23 protein-coding genes and 1 pseudogene are annotated in these 15,551 nt (G+C 33.3%); 8 read left to right on the plus strand and 16 right to left on the minus strand.

Going from position 1 to position 15,551, the window contains the following annotated elements; translation table 11 throughout:
- Positions 1-7 precede the first annotated feature (7 nt).
- Positions 8-1,138 carry an IS200/IS605 family element RNA-guided endonuclease TnpB gene (gene tnpB, locus BN3107_RS13655; RefSeq protein WP_058308202.1) on the minus strand — a complete coding sequence of 377 codons (1,131 nt, stop codon included), beginning with the start codon at positions 1,136-1,138 and terminating at the stop codon, positions 8-10.
- Between the two features lie 149 nt (positions 1,139-1,287).
- Positions 1,288-1,494, minus strand: a pseudogene (locus BN3107_RS19455) (aminoglycoside phosphotransferase); the annotation flags it as partial.
- 435 nt (positions 1,495-1,929) lie between these two features.
- Here BN3107_RS19455 and BN3107_RS13660 point away from each other — a divergent pair.
- The gene (locus BN3107_RS13660; RefSeq protein WP_058308203.1) at positions 1,930-2,112 is read left to right on the plus strand and encodes a hypothetical protein; all 183 of its coding nucleotides are present in this window, start codon (positions 1,930-1,932) and stop codon (positions 2,110-2,112) included.
- Between the two features lie 312 nt (positions 2,113-2,424).
- On the opposite strand, the gene BN3107_RS13665 is transcribed toward BN3107_RS13660, so the two are convergent.
- The 5 genes from BN3107_RS13665 to BN3107_RS13680 form a co-directional block, all read right to left on the minus strand.
- A complete protein-coding gene (locus BN3107_RS13665) occupies positions 2,425-2,820 on the minus strand; it encodes a hypothetical protein (protein WP_058308204.1) in 396 nt (131 codons plus the stop codon).
- Entirely contained in the window at positions 2,796-3,020 is a 225-nt protein-coding gene (locus tag BN3107_RS13670; protein ID WP_058308205.1) for a hypothetical protein, read from the minus strand. Before BN3107_RS13670 ends, BN3107_RS13665 begins: the two co-directional genes overlap by 25 nt.
- Before the next feature lie 73 nt (positions 3,021-3,093).
- The gene (locus tag BN3107_RS20270) at positions 3,094-3,297 is read right to left on the minus strand and encodes a hypothetical protein (protein ID WP_316245034.1); all 204 of its coding nucleotides are present in this window, start codon (positions 3,295-3,297) and stop codon (positions 3,094-3,096) included.
- Between the two features lie 114 nt (positions 3,298-3,411).
- On the minus strand, positions 3,412-3,612 hold the full coding sequence (locus BN3107_RS20275; RefSeq protein ID WP_316245035.1) for a hypothetical protein: 201 nt from the start codon (positions 3,610-3,612) through the stop codon (positions 3,412-3,414).
- A gap of 12 nt (positions 3,613-3,624) precedes the next feature.
- On the minus strand, positions 3,625-4,437 hold the full coding sequence (locus tag BN3107_RS13680; protein ID WP_058308206.1) for a DUF1835 domain-containing protein: 813 nt from the start codon (positions 4,435-4,437) through the stop codon (positions 3,625-3,627).
- Between the two features lie 177 nt (positions 4,438-4,614).
- Here BN3107_RS13680 and BN3107_RS13685 point away from each other — a divergent pair, with 177 nt between their 5' ends.
- Complete coding sequence (locus tag BN3107_RS13685) at positions 4,615-5,139, plus strand: sigma-70 family RNA polymerase sigma factor (protein WP_058308207.1); 525 nt, start codon at positions 4,615-4,617, stop codon at positions 5,137-5,139.
- Positions 5,132-5,968 (plus strand): LCP family glycopolymer transferase, encoded by an 837-nt coding sequence (locus BN3107_RS13690; protein ID WP_058308208.1) that lies wholly within the window; start codon positions 5,132-5,134, stop codon positions 5,966-5,968. The genes BN3107_RS13685 and BN3107_RS13690 overlap by 8 nt, the downstream gene beginning before the upstream one ends.
- 172 nt (positions 5,969-6,140) lie before the next feature.
- Here BN3107_RS13690 and BN3107_RS13695 read toward each other — a convergent pair whose 3' ends face one another.
- The 6 genes from BN3107_RS13695 to BN3107_RS13725 all read right to left on the minus strand — a co-directional run bounded on the left by BN3107_RS13695 (position 6,141) and on the right by BN3107_RS13725 (position 10,695).
- The gene (locus tag BN3107_RS13695) at positions 6,141-6,878 is read right to left on the minus strand and encodes an RDD family protein (RefSeq protein ID WP_058308209.1); all 738 of its coding nucleotides are present in this window, start codon (positions 6,876-6,878) and stop codon (positions 6,141-6,143) included.
- Positions 6,879-7,332: 454 nt separating this feature from the next.
- Positions 7,333-7,692, minus strand: a complete 360-nt coding sequence (locus BN3107_RS13705; RefSeq protein ID WP_231735329.1) for a hypothetical protein — start codon at positions 7,690-7,692, stop codon at positions 7,333-7,335.
- Between the two features lie 21 nt (positions 7,693-7,713).
- A complete protein-coding gene (locus BN3107_RS13710) occupies positions 7,714-8,136 on the minus strand; it encodes a GNAT family N-acetyltransferase (RefSeq protein ID WP_058308211.1) in 423 nt (140 codons plus the stop codon).
- Positions 8,137-8,274: 138 nt separating this feature from the next.
- Positions 8,275-8,616, minus strand: coding sequence for a GNAT family N-acetyltransferase (locus tag BN3107_RS20125; RefSeq protein WP_058308212.1), 342 nt, complete (start codon positions 8,614-8,616; stop codon positions 8,275-8,277).
- A gap of 123 nt (positions 8,617-8,739) precedes the next feature.
- On the minus strand, positions 8,740-10,026 hold the full coding sequence (locus BN3107_RS13720; protein ID WP_058308213.1) for a serine hydrolase domain-containing protein: 1,287 nt from the start codon (positions 10,024-10,026) through the stop codon (positions 8,740-8,742).
- A gap of 210 nt (positions 10,027-10,236) precedes the next feature.
- A complete protein-coding gene (locus tag BN3107_RS13725) occupies positions 10,237-10,695 on the minus strand; it encodes a hypothetical protein (protein ID WP_058308214.1) in 459 nt (152 codons plus the stop codon).
- 249 nt (positions 10,696-10,944) lie between these two features.
- On the opposite strand from BN3107_RS13725, the gene BN3107_RS13730 reads away from it, so the two are divergent.
- Entirely contained in the window at positions 10,945-11,580 is a 636-nt protein-coding gene (locus BN3107_RS13730; protein ID WP_058308215.1) for an O-methyltransferase, read from the plus strand.
- A gap of 109 nt (positions 11,581-11,689) precedes the next feature.
- Here BN3107_RS13730 and BN3107_RS13735 read toward each other — a convergent pair whose 3' ends face one another.
- From BN3107_RS13735 to BN3107_RS13745, 3 genes are all read right to left on the minus strand, one after another.
- A complete protein-coding gene (locus BN3107_RS13735) occupies positions 11,690-12,124 on the minus strand; it encodes an HIT family protein (protein ID WP_058308216.1) in 435 nt (144 codons plus the stop codon).
- A gap of 429 nt (positions 12,125-12,553) precedes the next feature.
- Positions 12,554-12,742, minus strand: a complete 189-nt coding sequence (locus BN3107_RS13740; RefSeq protein WP_148434736.1) for a hypothetical protein — start codon at positions 12,740-12,742, stop codon at positions 12,554-12,556.
- A 46-nt stretch (positions 12,743-12,788) separates the two neighbouring features.
- Positions 12,789-13,322 carry an AAA family ATPase gene (locus BN3107_RS13745; RefSeq protein WP_058308218.1) on the minus strand — a complete coding sequence of 178 codons (534 nt, stop codon included), beginning with the start codon at positions 13,320-13,322 and terminating at the stop codon, positions 12,789-12,791.
- 179 nt (positions 13,323-13,501) lie between these two features.
- Between BN3107_RS13745 and tlp the strand changes: the two genes are divergently transcribed.
- The 4 genes from tlp to BN3107_RS13765 all read left to right on the plus strand — a co-directional run bounded on the left by tlp (position 13,502) and on the right by BN3107_RS13765 (position 15,550).
- On the plus strand, positions 13,502-13,729 hold the full coding sequence (gene tlp / locus BN3107_RS13750; protein ID WP_058308219.1) for a small acid-soluble spore protein Tlp: 228 nt from the start codon (positions 13,502-13,504) through the stop codon (positions 13,727-13,729).
- A gap of 295 nt (positions 13,730-14,024) precedes the next feature.
- Positions 14,025-14,456: a hypothetical protein gene (locus BN3107_RS13755; protein WP_058308220.1), complete on the plus strand. Its 432-nt coding sequence runs from the start codon at positions 14,025-14,027 to the stop codon at positions 14,454-14,456.
- Positions 14,457-14,483: 27 nt separating this feature from the next.
- Positions 14,484-14,996: an HAD-IIIA family hydrolase gene (locus BN3107_RS13760; protein WP_058308221.1), complete on the plus strand. Its 513-nt coding sequence runs from the start codon at positions 14,484-14,486 to the stop codon at positions 14,994-14,996.
- 98 nt (positions 14,997-15,094) lie between these two features.
- Positions 15,095-15,550 (plus strand): SRPBCC family protein, encoded by a 456-nt coding sequence (locus BN3107_RS13765; protein ID WP_058308222.1) that lies wholly within the window; start codon positions 15,095-15,097, stop codon positions 15,548-15,550.
- Position 15,551 lies beyond the last annotated feature (1 nt).

The raw sequence follows: 15,551 nt of genomic DNA on the forward strand, positions 1-15,551 counted from the left end.
AAGTTTATCAGGCTATCCCCGTCGCACCGACGGTTGAAAGGTGCATACCTTCTTCGAGAATATTAACAGCTGCGTTGATGTCTCTATCATGATTAGTTTGACAAGTCGGACATGTCCAAACTCGAATAGAAGTATCCTTGGTTATCGAATGCTTCTGTTTACAAGAAGAACATATTTGCGTAGAAGGGAAATGCTTCCCTACTTTTACAAGTTCTTTGCCATACCAATCACATTTATAAGCTAACATCGTAGCGAATTCACTCCAGGAAGCATCCTGGATAGATTTGCTATATGATTTATCCTTTAACATATCAGAAACAGATAAGCTCTCGATGGCAATGACATCATACTGTTGGACTAGTTCAGAAGATAGTTTATGTTGAAAGTCTTTTCTTTTATTCACTACTTTCTCATGAATAGCAGCTATTTTTTTCTTTTGTTTGTGCCAATTATTCGAAAACTTTTGTTTTCGAGAAAGAGAACGTTGAGCTTTAGCCAACTTTTTCTCTAAAGATTGAAAATAACGTTCGTTGTTGATTTTGTTGCCATTTGAATCGATAACGAAATGTGTTAACCCCATATCCAAACCGATGGTTTGGTTGGTTTTATCTCTTTTTTCAACCTCTTCTTTTACATTAATAGATACAAAATACTTACCTGCTGCATTTTGACGTACTACTACGCGTTTAATCACCGCACTATCCGGGATAGGGCGACTGTTAGCGTATCGAATCCATCCTACTTTTGGTAACTTAATATATGTTTCTGTCACTTTGATATTGCCATTCACGGACTTGGTGGTATAGCTTTTCACCGGATGTTTGCGACTTTTAAATTGTGGGAATTTGTTTTGCTTCTTGAAAAACCGAACCATTGCATCGTTCAAATGCTCAATGCTTGCCTGCAAGCTGATGCTATCGACTAACTTCAACCAAACATAGTCTGTTTTCATGCTTTTTAGTTCATTCTTAAACGCATTCACTTGTAGTGTTTTTTGGTTTTCTTCCTCTCTATTTTTGATTTTTTCGAGAAAATGATTGAACACGAAACGTGAACAACCGAAAGACTGCACCATGAAGGCTTGTTGTTGTTTATTCGGAAAAATACGATATTGATAAGCTTTGTGTTGAACAGCCATCGGTTGTTCACTCCTTCCGTTTTTATCTATCTTCTATTATACTAAAGAACAAGAGTTCGCACAAAAGATAACATGAATATTTTCAAAAAAGGCGATTCATCTCCCACCTAAACGCTTCACGTTTTGAGGAAGGAGTCTTCTCGCCTAAGTTTGATAAAAGATAACATTTCTCTGTTTTTATCATCGATACCTAAAAACTTAGGCGCATAAGGGAAACCTTTTTTCTCTAAATGCCTTAATCACTTATGAATATTATCACTTTCTGGCTTTAGTTCGCGTCGCACAGTATCACCTATGCGATAAACGGTGGAAACATTCCCTCCTGCTAACTTTTCTTCATATTCCTGATGTTTCAATTGGATTCACACCCCCCCATTCACAAAATTTCCTTTTCAATTCCTTCCATAATCTCGTATGCGCCTTCTGACTTGTTGGAACATATTACTACCTTATGCTTGGTCACTTTATTTTACCAATGTATATGGATAGGTGCGCTTTTTGTAGAAATATAAATCTTGTTTAACAAGCTCTAATAAGGGGATTTTTTTTAAAATTATCTATTAAAACTTGTTTTATTAATGTTGTGTACCATTTATATAAGTCATATTGTTAACAAAATCTTAAAATGAATCCCACTCCTCTTATTGGAGTTTCAGAAAATTAACTTTTATGTGAATAATTCACACGGTTGTTATTCATGAACAGCTTTAATTTTGAAACATATTTGAGGTAAATCCGTATGTAGATATAGATTACCAATTTATGCATACAAGAAAGGAGAGATAGTGAATATGGAAAATAGTGAATGCCTTAAATGCGGAGGAACTGAGTTCGCTGAAGGAACAGATTATATGCCTATTAAACCTAACAAAATGTCGTTAACTGGATCAAATAAAATATATACATTTTGTTTAAACTGTGGAGAAGTAGAGTCCATTCGAGTAGAAAATACGGCTATTTTCAAAAAAAAATGAGACAATGTCAGACCAAGGTGACTAGGTACCTAGCCCTACTTAAAAGTTTAGTCGATGGGTAGAAGTATTTCATGAATAGAAACTTCAACCTGCTATTTAATGCAAATCCTTGGACATGAAGATCCGCAAACTACTGCCGTATAAACCAACGAAGGGAGAAAGATATAAACTACTATCAATTAACAATAGTAATATCTGTGCTTTAAAAGTAAAAATCCTCATTAATATATGAAAGTTGAAAAGACTCAGGAAATTCTGAGTCTTTTTTTATGAAAGATGGTCTTTATATATCTACCCCTGCAGATTATCCTGTTACCTACCCATACGTTCTAAAATACCGGGGTAATTATCATATATCACAAGCATTTCTTCTTTTATAGACTGTAAAATATTTTCTAAGTTTATAGGATTCTGCTTTGTTTGCTCACTAATTGTTCTATAAATTGAAATAATGGCTTTCATTTTTTCCTTTTCTTGAGTAGTTATCGGATAAGAACGGTCTCCCAGAAATTGATTGGTCTTACCTGCAATGAAGTCATCCACACGAAACAAGCTAAATTGCAATAAATCCCAATCTGATGCTTCCTCTTCTGTATGCATAGTTGAAATAGTGTATAAATAGGAGTGAATACTTTTGCTCTCCGCATTAATAACTTTCCACGTGTTGTTTAACTCACTCTCCTCTACATTTTCTCTTGCACCGGACATAAAGAGACAAACTCCTCCAGTTTGTCAGCCAAATTACTACCTTTATCAGAAATAATTTTTAAAGATTGATAATTCCCTTCACGTTCCTGTTTAAGATAACCTCTGTATTCTAGTTGTATATAAATACTGTAAAGAAGAAAAATACCCATTAATAAAATAAAAAGTCTTTTCAAATAAATTTTAAAATGTACCTTATTCATATAATCCCCCATTGAAAAACAGACTTCTTCCCTTTCTATAGTTCATCATTACATCCACTGTTTTAACCTTTCATCATGCTTCCTTATACCATTTCCTAAGCTGATTAATATGTGCTTGATGATAACGGTTATGATCAGCCATATGCCAAATCCCCCACCGAATAGTTGCTTGTTTTTCATTGTTAAAACCAAACTGCACGACTTTATCTAAATCAGCATCTGTAAGATTTAAACATATATCGTTAAACATAACTAATAGACTTTGACATTCCGACATCAAAGTTTCCCATGATTTATCCTTTAACATTGGAAGTCTACTATTTGCATCTAACATCGGTTCATATTGTGCTTTTAAACAAATGGGAAGTGGCTCATCTTTTATCCGGTAAACTCAGTGAATGTCAACACAGAGAATATGGTAAATTAATTGAGCGGTGCTATTATAATTATCTTTTGGTCCTTTATAATCCATTTCCTGTTGCGGCATATCTTTGGCTATTAACTTGAGACGCTCATAATTTTCCTTCACAGCCGAGTAGAGCATTCCAACAATTGGTTGCATTGTTGGCTCACCTTTTAAGTCATAGACCATTGTTCTCCCTCCTTATTCCACAGCTCTTACTTTATATGTCCATATGGAATGAAGATTCCCTTCACATACCAATTTTTGAGAATCAATCAGAGACCTTATTCTGTATTCAATCCAGACATCAGATAAAGCTTGGTCTGTATGTCCGAATACTTCACCAATAACGATTATTGCTTTTATATAATCATTATTATTTTCTCTTTGCAATCGTTGAACATGCTCTAATATAAATCGGTCATCCTTCGTTTCTTTCTCATTGACAATATTCCCATCTAACCAAGAGCGAGCAGGACTATTGTTACTGAGCAGTTTCTCCCCTTTTTTTGAATAATCACTTTTCATTTCCTCTGAAATTGAATGAATGGAATTACGATAGAAATGAAGCAACTGTTCTCTATTACATTCACCTGTATGACGAATGTTCACTCTTACTTCTTTATCTTTTATGTAATCATGCATGGCGTGATAAGTATTTATATAGTTTACTTCAACATTTTTGTCTTTTAATAGATAACAAGCAATTCGAAGGCCAATCTGCTCTGAAGCATTTTCGCACGTCCAAATCGTTATTTGTTCTCCGTCTTCTATTTCAACTATTTTTTGTAGTGAACGGCAATAAGTTTCCTGATCATCCTCAAGGTTGTCATGGATTAAATGAAAAGACGATTTTAACCAATTAAAATAATGCTCTATCCCGCTTTCTTTATGAATATTAGTAAGCGGTCCAACTGAAAAATCGATTGGAAAACCAATGACCTTATGACTTTTACTTTGTAAGGCATATGTTAAATTACTTGTTGGAGTAGCGCCAAATACAATATGAATCATAGGATGTGCCTCCTTTCATTTTCTGCACTTCATTATTATATTAACATAATATGTCATTTTTTATTGGAGCCAAAGGTTAAACTAAATGATGTATACTTTTTTAAATAATTTGAAACTATTTATATTCCGCCTCCGTCAAATAAATGAATTTAAGAACAAGCAGAGAAGAGTGGTGTGATGACTGAACAACAGAAAGAAGAATTACTAGAAGAAATCATGATAGAACATGGAGATGATCTAGTCCGTCTAGCTTATCAATATGTAAAAGATCATGAAACAGCTAAAGACATGGTACAAAACACGTTTATAAAATGCTATCAAAATTTGGAGACTTTTAGATATGATGCATCGATAAAAACATGGTTATACCGGATTACGATCAATCAGTGTAAAGATTATTTGAAAAGCTGGAATTATCGAAAAACATCTGTCAGAGAGTTTATGGAAACAGCAATAACTACGGTATTACCTTCTACAGAAAAGCAAATTCTTAAGCAAGCGGAAAAACAAGAAATGAGAAATCATATTTTTTCTTTAGCTCCAAAATACCGTGAGCTCATCTTTTTATATTATTATAAGTCGTTAACGTTGGAAGAGATTGCAGAGATAACTGAGGTTAATCTAAACACTGTGAAAACCAGATTAAGGCGAGCAAAAGATCAATTAAAAGATGTTATCGAGGAGGCGAATATATATGGATAAAAAGTTTGATGTAAAGTTGTCCTACTATATAGAGAACGAAGAATTAACGTTCACCAAAGAGGATCGAGATAAAACAATACAAAAAATACGCCATCAGACAGAAATGAAGGAGGATAAAAAGCCGAATCGACGTATTGTACCAATTGTGGCTACAGTGGCTGCATTCCTATTAGCAATTGCGCTATTGCCTAGTTTTATTGCTAATGAAAGTCCCAATGCGGATTCAATGGTTGCTCAACAGGAAGATATGACATTTTCAACTTTAGTAATGGCAAGAGATTCGTCTGCCCCTCCGCATCGTAATCCGGTTAATATTCTTTTGACAATTAATCGCGATGATAAAAGTATAAAAGCAGTGGCACTACCTCGTGACACATATGTAGATATCTATGATGCGGAAGGAAATAAACAAATGAAAGATAAATTATTACACACTGGCGCCTATTATCCAGATCCTAATGCTAGTATGTTGACTGTTTCTAACTTTTTAAATGTGCCGGTCGATTACTATTTATATTTTCCGGTAGAAGGAGTTACGCAAATAGCAGATTACCTTAACAAAAAATATCCAAAGAGTTCTTTAGAAGACATGTTTTCAGAACAGGAAGTATTGGATCACTTGATGGAACAAATCCAAACGAGTAAAGAGACAAATATCCCCAAAGAAATGATAACTGATCTTAATAGAAACAATTATAACGTTGAAGTCATTGACTTAAAAGAATCGCTTATCGACACTTATATAGATGGTATTTATTTTGTAGAAATCGAAGACCCAACATTAGAAAGCACAACAAAGCAATTATTAGGACACTTAAATGAAGAGTAAGCGTCAACGAGTGAAATAACAAACTCATTTTACATATTAAAAGACCTTTAGCATACGCCAATATATAAATGGTGAAATGAAAGGTCTTTTAATTTGGGAGGTTATGCGAGTACACACCTCTAACAATAATAGAATTTTCTCATAAACTTAAGGTACTACTAATCGATATCCTTCAATCATAATAAACTTCTTGAACCACCCAGTCTTGTCTTGGCTCTTTAGTTAAATATACTTCAACAAGAATATCCTCATTTTTCCCTTTTACACGAATCGAATATACCGCTTCTCCTTCTCCATTACTAATTTGTACGCTACCTGAAGGGAGAAGTCCATATCCTTCAATACCACCTGTTTCCTCAACGATCTCCTCGTTGCTTTCAATATAGTTAATAGACGCTTCATATGCATCACTGTTCTTTACTAAAAGTAAAATGGTCGAAATTAATATTCCGATTGAAAAAATGATGACAAAAAGAATCACTGTAATGAGCTTCCATAGACTTATATCTCTTTCTCTAACCACAACCGCTCTAGCTATCTCATCCCCAAGTCTTTGCTTATTTTCCTTTGTTGCCAAAACGATAAACTCAACTGGCCAAATGATTAATAATAAATTCCTTACAAACAACCTTGAAATCGTCGGTACAGCATCTATGTTATTTGCATCCCTTACTGTTATACCTATAATCCTCTTACCAGGGCTTTTTCCTTTAAAAGTATCTTTCATAGTGAGAAAAATAAAAAAGATAAATACCCATATACCAACGATTGCAAACATAAATCCAGTTTGCACTTCCACATTCATCAGAATAATCATTAATGGAAAAAACGCAGTAATGGTTAACACAAAATGGTCTATCATGAAAGCAAATATTCTACTTTTTCTTGAAGCAAGGTTTATTTCTTCCAAAACTCTATCATCCTTTCGATTGATAGTATTTCATTTTCACAGACTTAGCAGATTTTTGGTTCTTAGATAATATTTCCGTATTAATAAGGCTGCACATTTAAAATAGTTCGATTTCCTTTTAAAGAAATGAACCGAACTGAATATTTCCACCATCTTATTTCCTATTTATTCTCTTCTCGATAAAAATCACAATATAATAAATTATCCAAAAAAGAATAGGAATTAATAACACATATGTTCTTTGACTTGCGGGCAGATAAAATATTAAAAATACTCCTATTATGAGCATAGGTGGCATAAATAGAAAATAATATTTCTTTTTACTCATATGTTCCCCTCTCTCTAAAACACAAGTTATGTTCTTGAACTGCCAGTAATCTTTATAAAGCCATGATGAGCTTATCATCGACAAATCCTAGTCCAATCCTGACTAAACCAGTTTAAAAAAATGTTGCTATTTACTCGCATATCTTCGTGCAAATGTTGATGGAGAAAATACAACTATGTATTGCCCTTCTAGTTGTTTTTGCACTTGTTTTGTTAGTTTTAATCCTTGTTTATTATGTTGATCTTCAAGTTTTAATCCATTAGGAACGATTTCATCATCATTATCCCAATCTATCCATTCTCCATATTTCCCCATCCAATGTATTAGCTCCAACTTTAAACCGAGTGAAATCGAAATTTCATCTATTTCAAGATTACAATTACAGCGATTACACCAAATAGGGTCTGCACCAACATCTCCTTCAACTTTTAATTCTTTTGTTTCTCTTTGTTTACATAGACATCTTATCGTGTTTTTCGAATCCACTAAACTCAACTCCCTCAAGCACTAACTTTTTGATTTAAAATAAATGATTTCCGGGTCACCTTCATCTAAGTTTTCAACTATACCACTCTGAATAAAACCATTCATTTCAAATACTCTTTGCATACTAATGTTAGAACGATTAGTAGAAGAAAATACTTTAGTAGTAGGAGATGAACTTACCATATATTCAATCAATAAACTTGCGCATCCATTTCGTCTGTTGGAAGGTGAAATAATAACCATCGTTATAAAAGCACATTCAAAGAAATTTGTATCGTATATTAAAAAACCTACAATATCATAATTATTTTTCACAATTATACAGTGCCCACGTTCAATGGAATGTTCAATATAGTCTCGCCTGTTTGAATTGCCAATAACCTCAGTGTCTATGTCTACTATTTTATCTAAATCGTCAATTTTAGCCCTATCAACCGTCTTCATCATACACCTCTTTTTTACTTACATTTAAACAATAATTTATCAATTCCATGTCCAGATCATATTTATACATTCACACTTATTCAAATAATCAAGCACATTATGGGCGATAATCTATTTAAATAATAATAAGACTTTTTACTATCTGTACAGAACCATTTCGTCTGTGCCTTGAAATCCTAATTCCTGATATAATTTCTTTGCATTTTCACTTGCCAATAAACGAATTGTCTTCATCTCCATTTTTAATAGCCAATCGATAGCACAGTTGGTTAATAATCTACCATAGCCATTTCTCCTATAGGTGGCTTCGACAAAGATATCCCCGATGAATCCATATTGCGGATCTTTATAAAAACAATACGGGATATCTTCTTTAATGAGAAACTTTCTAGCCATTTCCGGTACCTTCTCCATATCCCAAATATTACTGCATTTATTATAATCTTCTAGCTTTAACTTTTTAATTTGATAATCTTTCATGTTCTAGCCAACCTCTTTCGACGTTTTCACCCGAATATAGCATCTATATTATTATTCCAAAAATAGCCGCTACAAAATTTCAAAATTTAAGTTCGTATTCTTATTTGATTTTAAATCATACCCTTACTCTATTTTATCTAAACTAACTAAAAATCCATCCTCTGCAAGTGTAGCTGTTGTTACATTACCTTCAGAGTCCTTCTTATATGTTACAACCCCTGGGGACATTCCTAAACTAAAGGTGTCTTCGGAGGTGGATTGTTTGATGGGACTAACTTCAAATTTATATGTAGGATTTAGTTCAACATAAAAACAAAGCTTCTTATTAATTACTTCTGCAAAGAATGATACTTTCATGTTGGGTTCAAAATATTCACCAACGTACTTTGTAAGATCTGCATTGACAACATCAAGGCACTCTACTTTTTTTGGCAATACGATTTCCCTTCCATTCAGAATCGAGGAAATATCATCACACATGTTCACAATTCGAGAACCATAATATGTTCGATTACTTAATATGATAATAACTAACTTCTCATCTAATTTTCTTTTAATTAGGGAATTAAATCCTGTAATTCTTCCATCATGATATACGTGATCTTGATTAACAAACCATCCATATCCAGAGTTTCCTATATGTTTTTTAAAAAGCTCTTCACGGGAATGTGACGACAGTATTAAATCTGAGTATAATGCTCTGTTCCATTTGTAAAGATCTTCAATTGTGGAATATAAGTTGCCGGCTCCATAAAATATAGATATGTTCCAAGCGGGCCCTGCTTTATAACCTTCCATAGTTCCGGTGTAGCCAATCATAGGTGAGTCAATATTTGTACCTTTTTTGAGGACTCCAGTGTGATTCATGTTATGGGGATAAAAGATGTTTTCTGCCATATAAACATCAAATGGAAGAGCCGAAACACTTTCAATTATTTGGGCTAGTAGAACATATCCTGAATTAGAGTAGTAAAATGAACTGCCGGGTTCGAACATTAGCTCTTTATCTTTAAAATAATCAATGATTTCTTGAGGAGTATGCTCTTTTTCCCTGTTCAGATAATAATCAGGGGTTTCTGTGTAGTTGATAATTCCAGAACTATGAGTCAATAATTGGTGAATGGTTATACGAGAGGCATAATTATAATCTTCAAGAAACTTGTCAATTGTATCGGTAACTAACAATTTTCCCTCTTCTTGCAGTTTCATGATCGCAACAGCTACAAATTGTTTCGATACAGAACCAATGAAAAACCTCGACGAAGAAGTATGTGGAATTTGCTTCTCATAGTCACCCATACCATCACTTTTGTTAAAGATAATTTGATTATTTTTCGCAACCAATACATTTCCTATAAAATAATCCAATTCGTAATTTTTTTGTATTATTTTTTCGATTTTATCTTCCATAACACTCGCTCCTTATCTTTAAAATTGTTAAACTATCCTACTCCACCAATATTTTGTTAGTGTCTAAGCAATGGAAGTTTTGGCAAGTTTTTTAATTGATAAAAATTAATTCATCACTACTATTTGCATGAATATCTCGGGATTATCTATCGGTTTAAAACCATATTTCGAGTAAAGGGATCTCCTTATATTTAAGATGGTGAATACATCTTACCTCCTGTTCTTCTTTTTAAATGTTAAACCTATAGCAATCAAGACAGAGAAAATAATTAGCACAAAGAAGGTTACAATAATCTTTTCCACAAAAATATATGGATCTTGTTTCTCAGCTACAAATGGTCCTCTTCTTTCTGCTTTTTTGTATATACCATCTTCTACTTCTACTGCAATAGCTTTGGCAGTATCGATCCCTTGAATGGCATAATATTTTGTGCCTTTTTTATATGTATTGGAAAAGTTACCTGAATACGTTTCCATATCTGAATATCTTGTTACAGACCCAATCTCCTCATCAACATCCGTAATTTTTTCATCCAACACCTCATAGGTATAGCCCTCCCATACCACGAACGGATAGACCCAAGAAGTTGCAAGTATTATATTTGCATGAAGTGTGATTCCTATCAATATCGTCAAAGAAACTGCAGTAAATCGTATTATTGATCGCATAAAAGAACTCCTTTATTGGGAGGTTAATTATCTTTATTTTATCATTTATTGCTAATATATGGAATGTGAAATCGTTGTCTTATTCATATAGATTCGTATACACTAGAAGAATACATAATATGTGCCATGACAAATTTGGAGGAATCTCATCCAAATATATTGAGCTGAATATTTCGCCTATAACTAGCAATTTTTTTTTATATCGGATGAAACAAAATCTACTAAGATAAAAAGGAGGAACTGAAAATTATGAACAAAATTAACCACTATATCGATACTGTGTTTGAACCACAAGATCAGCTACTTGAAGAGGTATTAGATTCCATTAAAGAAAATGGCATGCCTAACATATCTGTTTCACCTTCATCAGGGAAGTTTCTAACACTATTAGTATCTATTGCTAACGCAAAAAACATTTTGGAAATTGGGGCACTCGGAGGTTACAGTGGTATTTGTCTGGCAAGAGGTTTTCAAGAGAAAGGACAACTTACCTCTTTAGAATTAGAAGAAAAGTATGCAAACTTAGCAAAAAGCAACCTGACGAAAGCAGGCTTCGGCGATCAAGTCTCTTATCTAACAGGTCCTGCACTTGAAAGTTTAGAAACACTAGCACAGGAAAACAAGCGGTATGACTTCTTCTTTATTGATGCAGATAAAGGCAACTATCCGAACTATCTAGAAGCATGTATTAACATTGCTGAAAAAAATGCAGTGATTGCCGTGGATAATGTATTAGTGCGTGGCACTGTCGTGGATGATACGCTGGAAGCAAAAGGCCATACTGACATCATGAAGGAATTTAATCAATTGGTAGCCGATCATCCGAAATTGGACGCTATACTTGTACCAATTGGGGATGGGATTACGATTGCCCGAGTGAAATAGGAGTTAGTTAGCGATTCTTCAAACGGAGAATCGCTATAATTCTTATTGAATTAGTATAACTGATTCGACAACTCCTAATTCAAAATTCGCTCCTTATAGTTGAATAAGTCTATTGCAAATTATCAATTACTTCCCTTAACAAATTTGTTGTATCTGACAGCTCTTTTATATTTTTATCTAATACTGCATCCTCGTTGTAAAAACCTGAAAATGATTGGTTTTCATATCTTGGAACAACGTGCATATGATAATGAGTTAATTCATTAAAGATTCCGCCATTCTGTGTAACAGTAATCCCATCAGGTTTGAATAACTGCTTCAAAGCTTTTGATAGAAGAATAGAGGCACTCATAATCGAACTTGCTGTTTCATTATCAAGTTCTTCAACATCTACAAAGTGTTGTTTAGGTAAAATTAAGGTATGTCCTTCATTAAAAGGAGCATGGTCTAAAATACAAGTTATATAATCATTTTCATATACAATATTTATGGGTTGGACTTTATTTGATAATCTACACCCTAAACAATTGATTCCTGTTTCCATAGTTCTCCATCCCCTACCTGTATTTTTCTTGCATAAACCTTCTTCATTAGCATAAGAAGCGAACATTCTTATTGAATATTCGCGCCTTTAATTGAATAGTATTCCTTACATATTACTTTGATTTTCTATTCCCACATTGTGGACAGGATGTAAGGTTATACTCATATTCATTGTCGCAATTTGGGCATTTTATAAATCTTGTGTGAAGTTGTCTCTCACGCTCATTATGTATTTGTAATTGATATAAGATGCTTAACTGATTATCTATAATTTGAGAAAATGAAAAGAATAGCACGCCAACTAAAACCCCACTTGTTAACGAAATTAAAAGGCAAAGAAATCTCCAATAAATAGTCCTGATATCAGACTAACAACTATTGAGATTACTCCCATAATAACAAGTGCCCTACTCATTATTAACACCTCCCTTTATTGAACATTAATGCTCGTTAGTACAACAAACAACACTACTTCGTTAATATGTACATATCCTTCTATATACATTTTACGGGTGTATCGAAAACGCAAGGTTGCATTATTCTTAGTACCACCATGCAAATTCTCCCATAAAAAAGGGAAGTCCTTAACAGTGAAAAACTCTTTCCTTTTATCAAGCAAAAACTGTGTCACCTGTATCAATAGGTCACACACGCTATTCGACATATTACACCATGATATATTTTCGTGCATTTAATATCTCTTTCACTATCAATGGAACATCATGGCCCTCATATTCACTCGTATCTAAAATATTTTCCTCACTCACTTCTGCATCCTCAAATTCTTGAATTAGTTCTATACACCTTTTGCCCATTTGATGTTCCGGGATTCTTAGCGCATCTCTCTTCAGTAATATATCTTGATTCGCCCACAACACAACATAATGAACAGTGACATTCATATCGGTTAAATTTTCTTTTAGCCAGTTTGCTTCAGATGGAAAGGTAACATAATCAATCACTACATCATTATTAAAAAGAAGAAAGTTTTTAGTAAGACTTAAAATATTTGACCATATTAAAGTGATTTCTTCTTGGCTTTCCCACGGCTTTTGTCTCCCATTAACATGCATGTGGCTTATATCATCTCCTGAAATATAAGCACTTTGATAAAACTGCTTCACCAGTTGATGAGAAATTGTTGATTTACCAACACCTGCTGGACCAGATATAATGTAGACGTTATTCTGATTTTTCATAAGAATCCTCCACCATTCAGGACATGTGATAGCAAAATTGCCCTTTATAAATAATACCTTTTCTCTTTTATACTAACATATTATTCCAAAAAGATACTAAATACATTAGGGATGATTCATACATAATTTCCATAAATATAGTCATACTAAAAATAATTATAACTTGAGGAGGAACATTAATGGCAAACCATAATAACCGCCCTAATCCAGATGACAGATCAGACAATGTGGAAAAATTACAAAACAAAGTACAGGACACAATCGAAAATATTGAAGCAGCTCATGATACCATGCAGTTTGCTTCACCAGAAGAAAAGGAAAAAATTGTAGCGAAAAATCGTCGTAGAGAAGAAGCTATTTCAGGTATGAGAGATGAAATTAAAGACGAAGCACATGATCAACAGTAACAGGGTAGAATACTTTCTCCCGCTTAATTTAAAATTCTGTCCATAAGATTAATTCTTATGGACAGTTTCCTATATTTTAAGAATTCTGTATGCTTATTTTATATGAAAATATATTTTAAAAAGAATCGTTACTAAAATAAACTAAAATTAGATTATCATTCATTTAATAGAATGATATATAATTAAATATATAGAGTGTGATTACGGATGATTACACTTCCATAAAAAAATAAACGAAACTCATGCTATGATGATCAAACTATTTAGCTAAAATAGCATGTTGAGGAGAATTACATTGAAAAATATATGGTTACTAATGTTAGGTGTTTTATTTTTAACGGGGTGTAGTACAGAATCATCTTTGTCTTTCTCCAAAACCAGTAAAGGTAGTCTTAACAAGGATATCCAAGCATTTTTTATAGATATGAAACAACAAAATGGCGTTCACCTCTATTTTGATAATCACAATGAAACAATTTTGGTATATTTAAATGGAGCGAATGTTGTTAAAGGTGAGAATGCTCTTCATTTTACTGAATTTGAAGTTGAAGAAGAGGTTGACACGTTAAACCTGTTATATAAGAGCGATGAGACATCTGATTACTCAAACTCATCATTGGAACACGAACTTTTTTACGAAATAAAGTTAGATAAAGCTTATTCAGAGGTAAATCTTTTTAAAAATGGCTCTCAGGAAACGTTTGGGACAATATCAGGTAATAAGTAATCTCTTTTTTAAAAGGGGTGCAGTAATATGAAGGTTGCATTTTTGGATAGGGATGGGACTATTATAGAAGATTATCCGGATCCACAGTGGTCTTATATCACACATCCTGTATTTTTAGAAGGGGCCATAGATACTTTAAAACAAGTCACTAGTATGGGTTACAAAATTATTATTATAACCAATCAATACATTATTAACGAGGGGTATATCACACCAAACCAATATCATTCTATAACGAAACAAATAATTAATGACCTAAATCATCATAACATTGAAGTGCTTGATGTTTTTTATTGCCCTCATGCCAAAAGTGAAAACTGTCTTTGTATAAAGCCTAAAGTTGGTATGATTCAACAAGCAATCAATAAATACCCAAACATTAATTTAATGGAATCTTTTATGGTTGGTGATTCGCCAGTAGATATAGAATTAGCAATTAATATGGATATTGGTGGGTATGGAATAGAAATTGGAGCCGATTATAAAAATGACAAAATAGTTGAATTAATGAATATTCATGATTTAGTAAACTATGTCTGACCTTTAGCTTGTAAGCTACTATATTAAAATATCAGCATTTTTTGAAAGAGAGATAAACTTTCCATAATCTTTCACTATCATAAAGAGGAGAAGTTTTAATGCCAGTTATCCAACACAGTCAATTCATCCACGCACCTATAGATAAGTGTTTTGATCTAGCAAGAAACGTGGATGTCCATACGAAAACCACTGCTAAAACAAAAGAGAAAGCGGTGGGTGGTGTTACACAAGGTTTATTGAAAGAAGGAGATACGGTTACATGGGAAGCTACTCATTTTGCTGTTAGACAAAAGCTAACCGCTAAAGTAATCTACATGAAAAAACCTCATGAGTTTGTTGACGTTATGGTCAAAGGCGCGTTTCATTCATTTACTCATCACCATCAGTTTTCAGAAGAACAGGATGGGACTATCATGACAGATAGATTTGAGTACAAGTCACCATTTGGTCTGATTGGTTCAATTGCTGACAAATTGTTTTTAGAAAAATATATGAGAGAGTTTATAATTTCTCGTGCAAATGAACTTAAAAAGGTGGCAGAAACTGAAAAATAGT

Origin of the sequence: Gracilibacillus massiliensis (assembly GCF_001458115.1) — a bacterium.
Taxonomy (GTDB): Bacteria; Bacillota; Bacilli; order Bacillales; family Amphibacillaceae; genus Gracilibacillus; species Gracilibacillus massiliensis.

What these genes read in the sequence shown, in the direction of transcription:
- tnpB (WP_058308202.1), bottom strand. Translation starts at nt 1,138, where the DNA reads ATGGCTGTTCAACACAAAGCTTATCAATATCGTATTTTTCCGAATAAA.
- BN3107_RS13660 (WP_058308203.1), top strand. Translation starts at nt 1,930, where the DNA reads ATGGAAAATAGTGAATGCCTTAAATGCGGAGGAACTGAGTTCGCTGAA.
- BN3107_RS13665 (WP_058308204.1), bottom strand. Translation starts at nt 2,820, where the DNA reads ATGTCCGGTGCAAGAGAAAATGTAGAGGAGAGTGAGTTAAACAACACG.
- BN3107_RS13670 (WP_058308205.1), bottom strand. Translation starts at nt 3,020, where the DNA reads ATGAATAAGGTACATTTTAAAATTTATTTGAAAAGACTTTTTATTTTA.
- BN3107_RS20270 (WP_316245034.1), bottom strand. Translation starts at nt 3,297, where the DNA reads ATGTCGGAATGTCAAAGTCTATTAGTTATGTTTAACGATATATGTTTA.
- BN3107_RS20275 (WP_316245035.1), bottom strand. Translation starts at nt 3,612, where the DNA reads ATGGTCTATGACTTAAAAGGTGAGCCAACAATGCAACCAATTGTTGGA.
- BN3107_RS13680 (WP_058308206.1), bottom strand. Translation starts at nt 4,437, where the DNA reads ATGATTCATATTGTATTTGGCGCTACTCCAACAAGTAATTTAACATAT.
- BN3107_RS13685 (WP_058308207.1), top strand. Translation starts at nt 4,615, where the DNA reads ATGACTGAACAACAGAAAGAAGAATTACTAGAAGAAATCATGATAGAA.
- BN3107_RS13690 (WP_058308208.1), top strand. Translation starts at nt 5,132, where the DNA reads ATGGATAAAAAGTTTGATGTAAAGTTGTCCTACTATATAGAGAACGAA.
- BN3107_RS13710 (WP_058308211.1), bottom strand. Translation starts at nt 8,136, where the DNA reads ATGAAGACGGTTGATAGGGCTAAAATTGACGATTTAGATAAAATAGTA.
- BN3107_RS20125 (WP_058308212.1), bottom strand. Translation starts at nt 8,616, where the DNA reads ATGAAAGATTATCAAATTAAAAAGTTAAAGCTAGAAGATTATAATAAA.
- BN3107_RS13720 (WP_058308213.1), bottom strand. Translation starts at nt 10,026, where the DNA reads ATGGAAGATAAAATCGAAAAAATAATACAAAAAAATTACGAATTGGAT.
- BN3107_RS13725 (WP_058308214.1), bottom strand. Translation starts at nt 10,695, where the DNA reads ATGCGATCAATAATACGATTTACTGCAGTTTCTTTGACGATATTGATA.
- BN3107_RS13730 (WP_058308215.1), top strand. Translation starts at nt 10,945, where the DNA reads ATGAACAAAATTAACCACTATATCGATACTGTGTTTGAACCACAAGAT.
- BN3107_RS13735 (WP_058308216.1), bottom strand. Translation starts at nt 12,124, where the DNA reads ATGGAAACAGGAATCAATTGTTTAGGGTGTAGATTATCAAATAAAGTC.
- BN3107_RS13745 (WP_058308218.1), bottom strand. Translation starts at nt 13,322, where the DNA reads ATGAAAAATCAGAATAACGTCTACATTATATCTGGTCCAGCAGGTGTT.
- tlp (WP_058308219.1), top strand. Translation starts at nt 13,502, where the DNA reads ATGGCAAACCATAATAACCGCCCTAATCCAGATGACAGATCAGACAAT.
- BN3107_RS13760 (WP_058308221.1), top strand. Translation starts at nt 14,484, where the DNA reads ATGAAGGTTGCATTTTTGGATAGGGATGGGACTATTATAGAAGATTAT.
- BN3107_RS13765 (WP_058308222.1), top strand. Translation starts at nt 15,095, where the DNA reads ATGCCAGTTATCCAACACAGTCAATTCATCCACGCACCTATAGATAAG.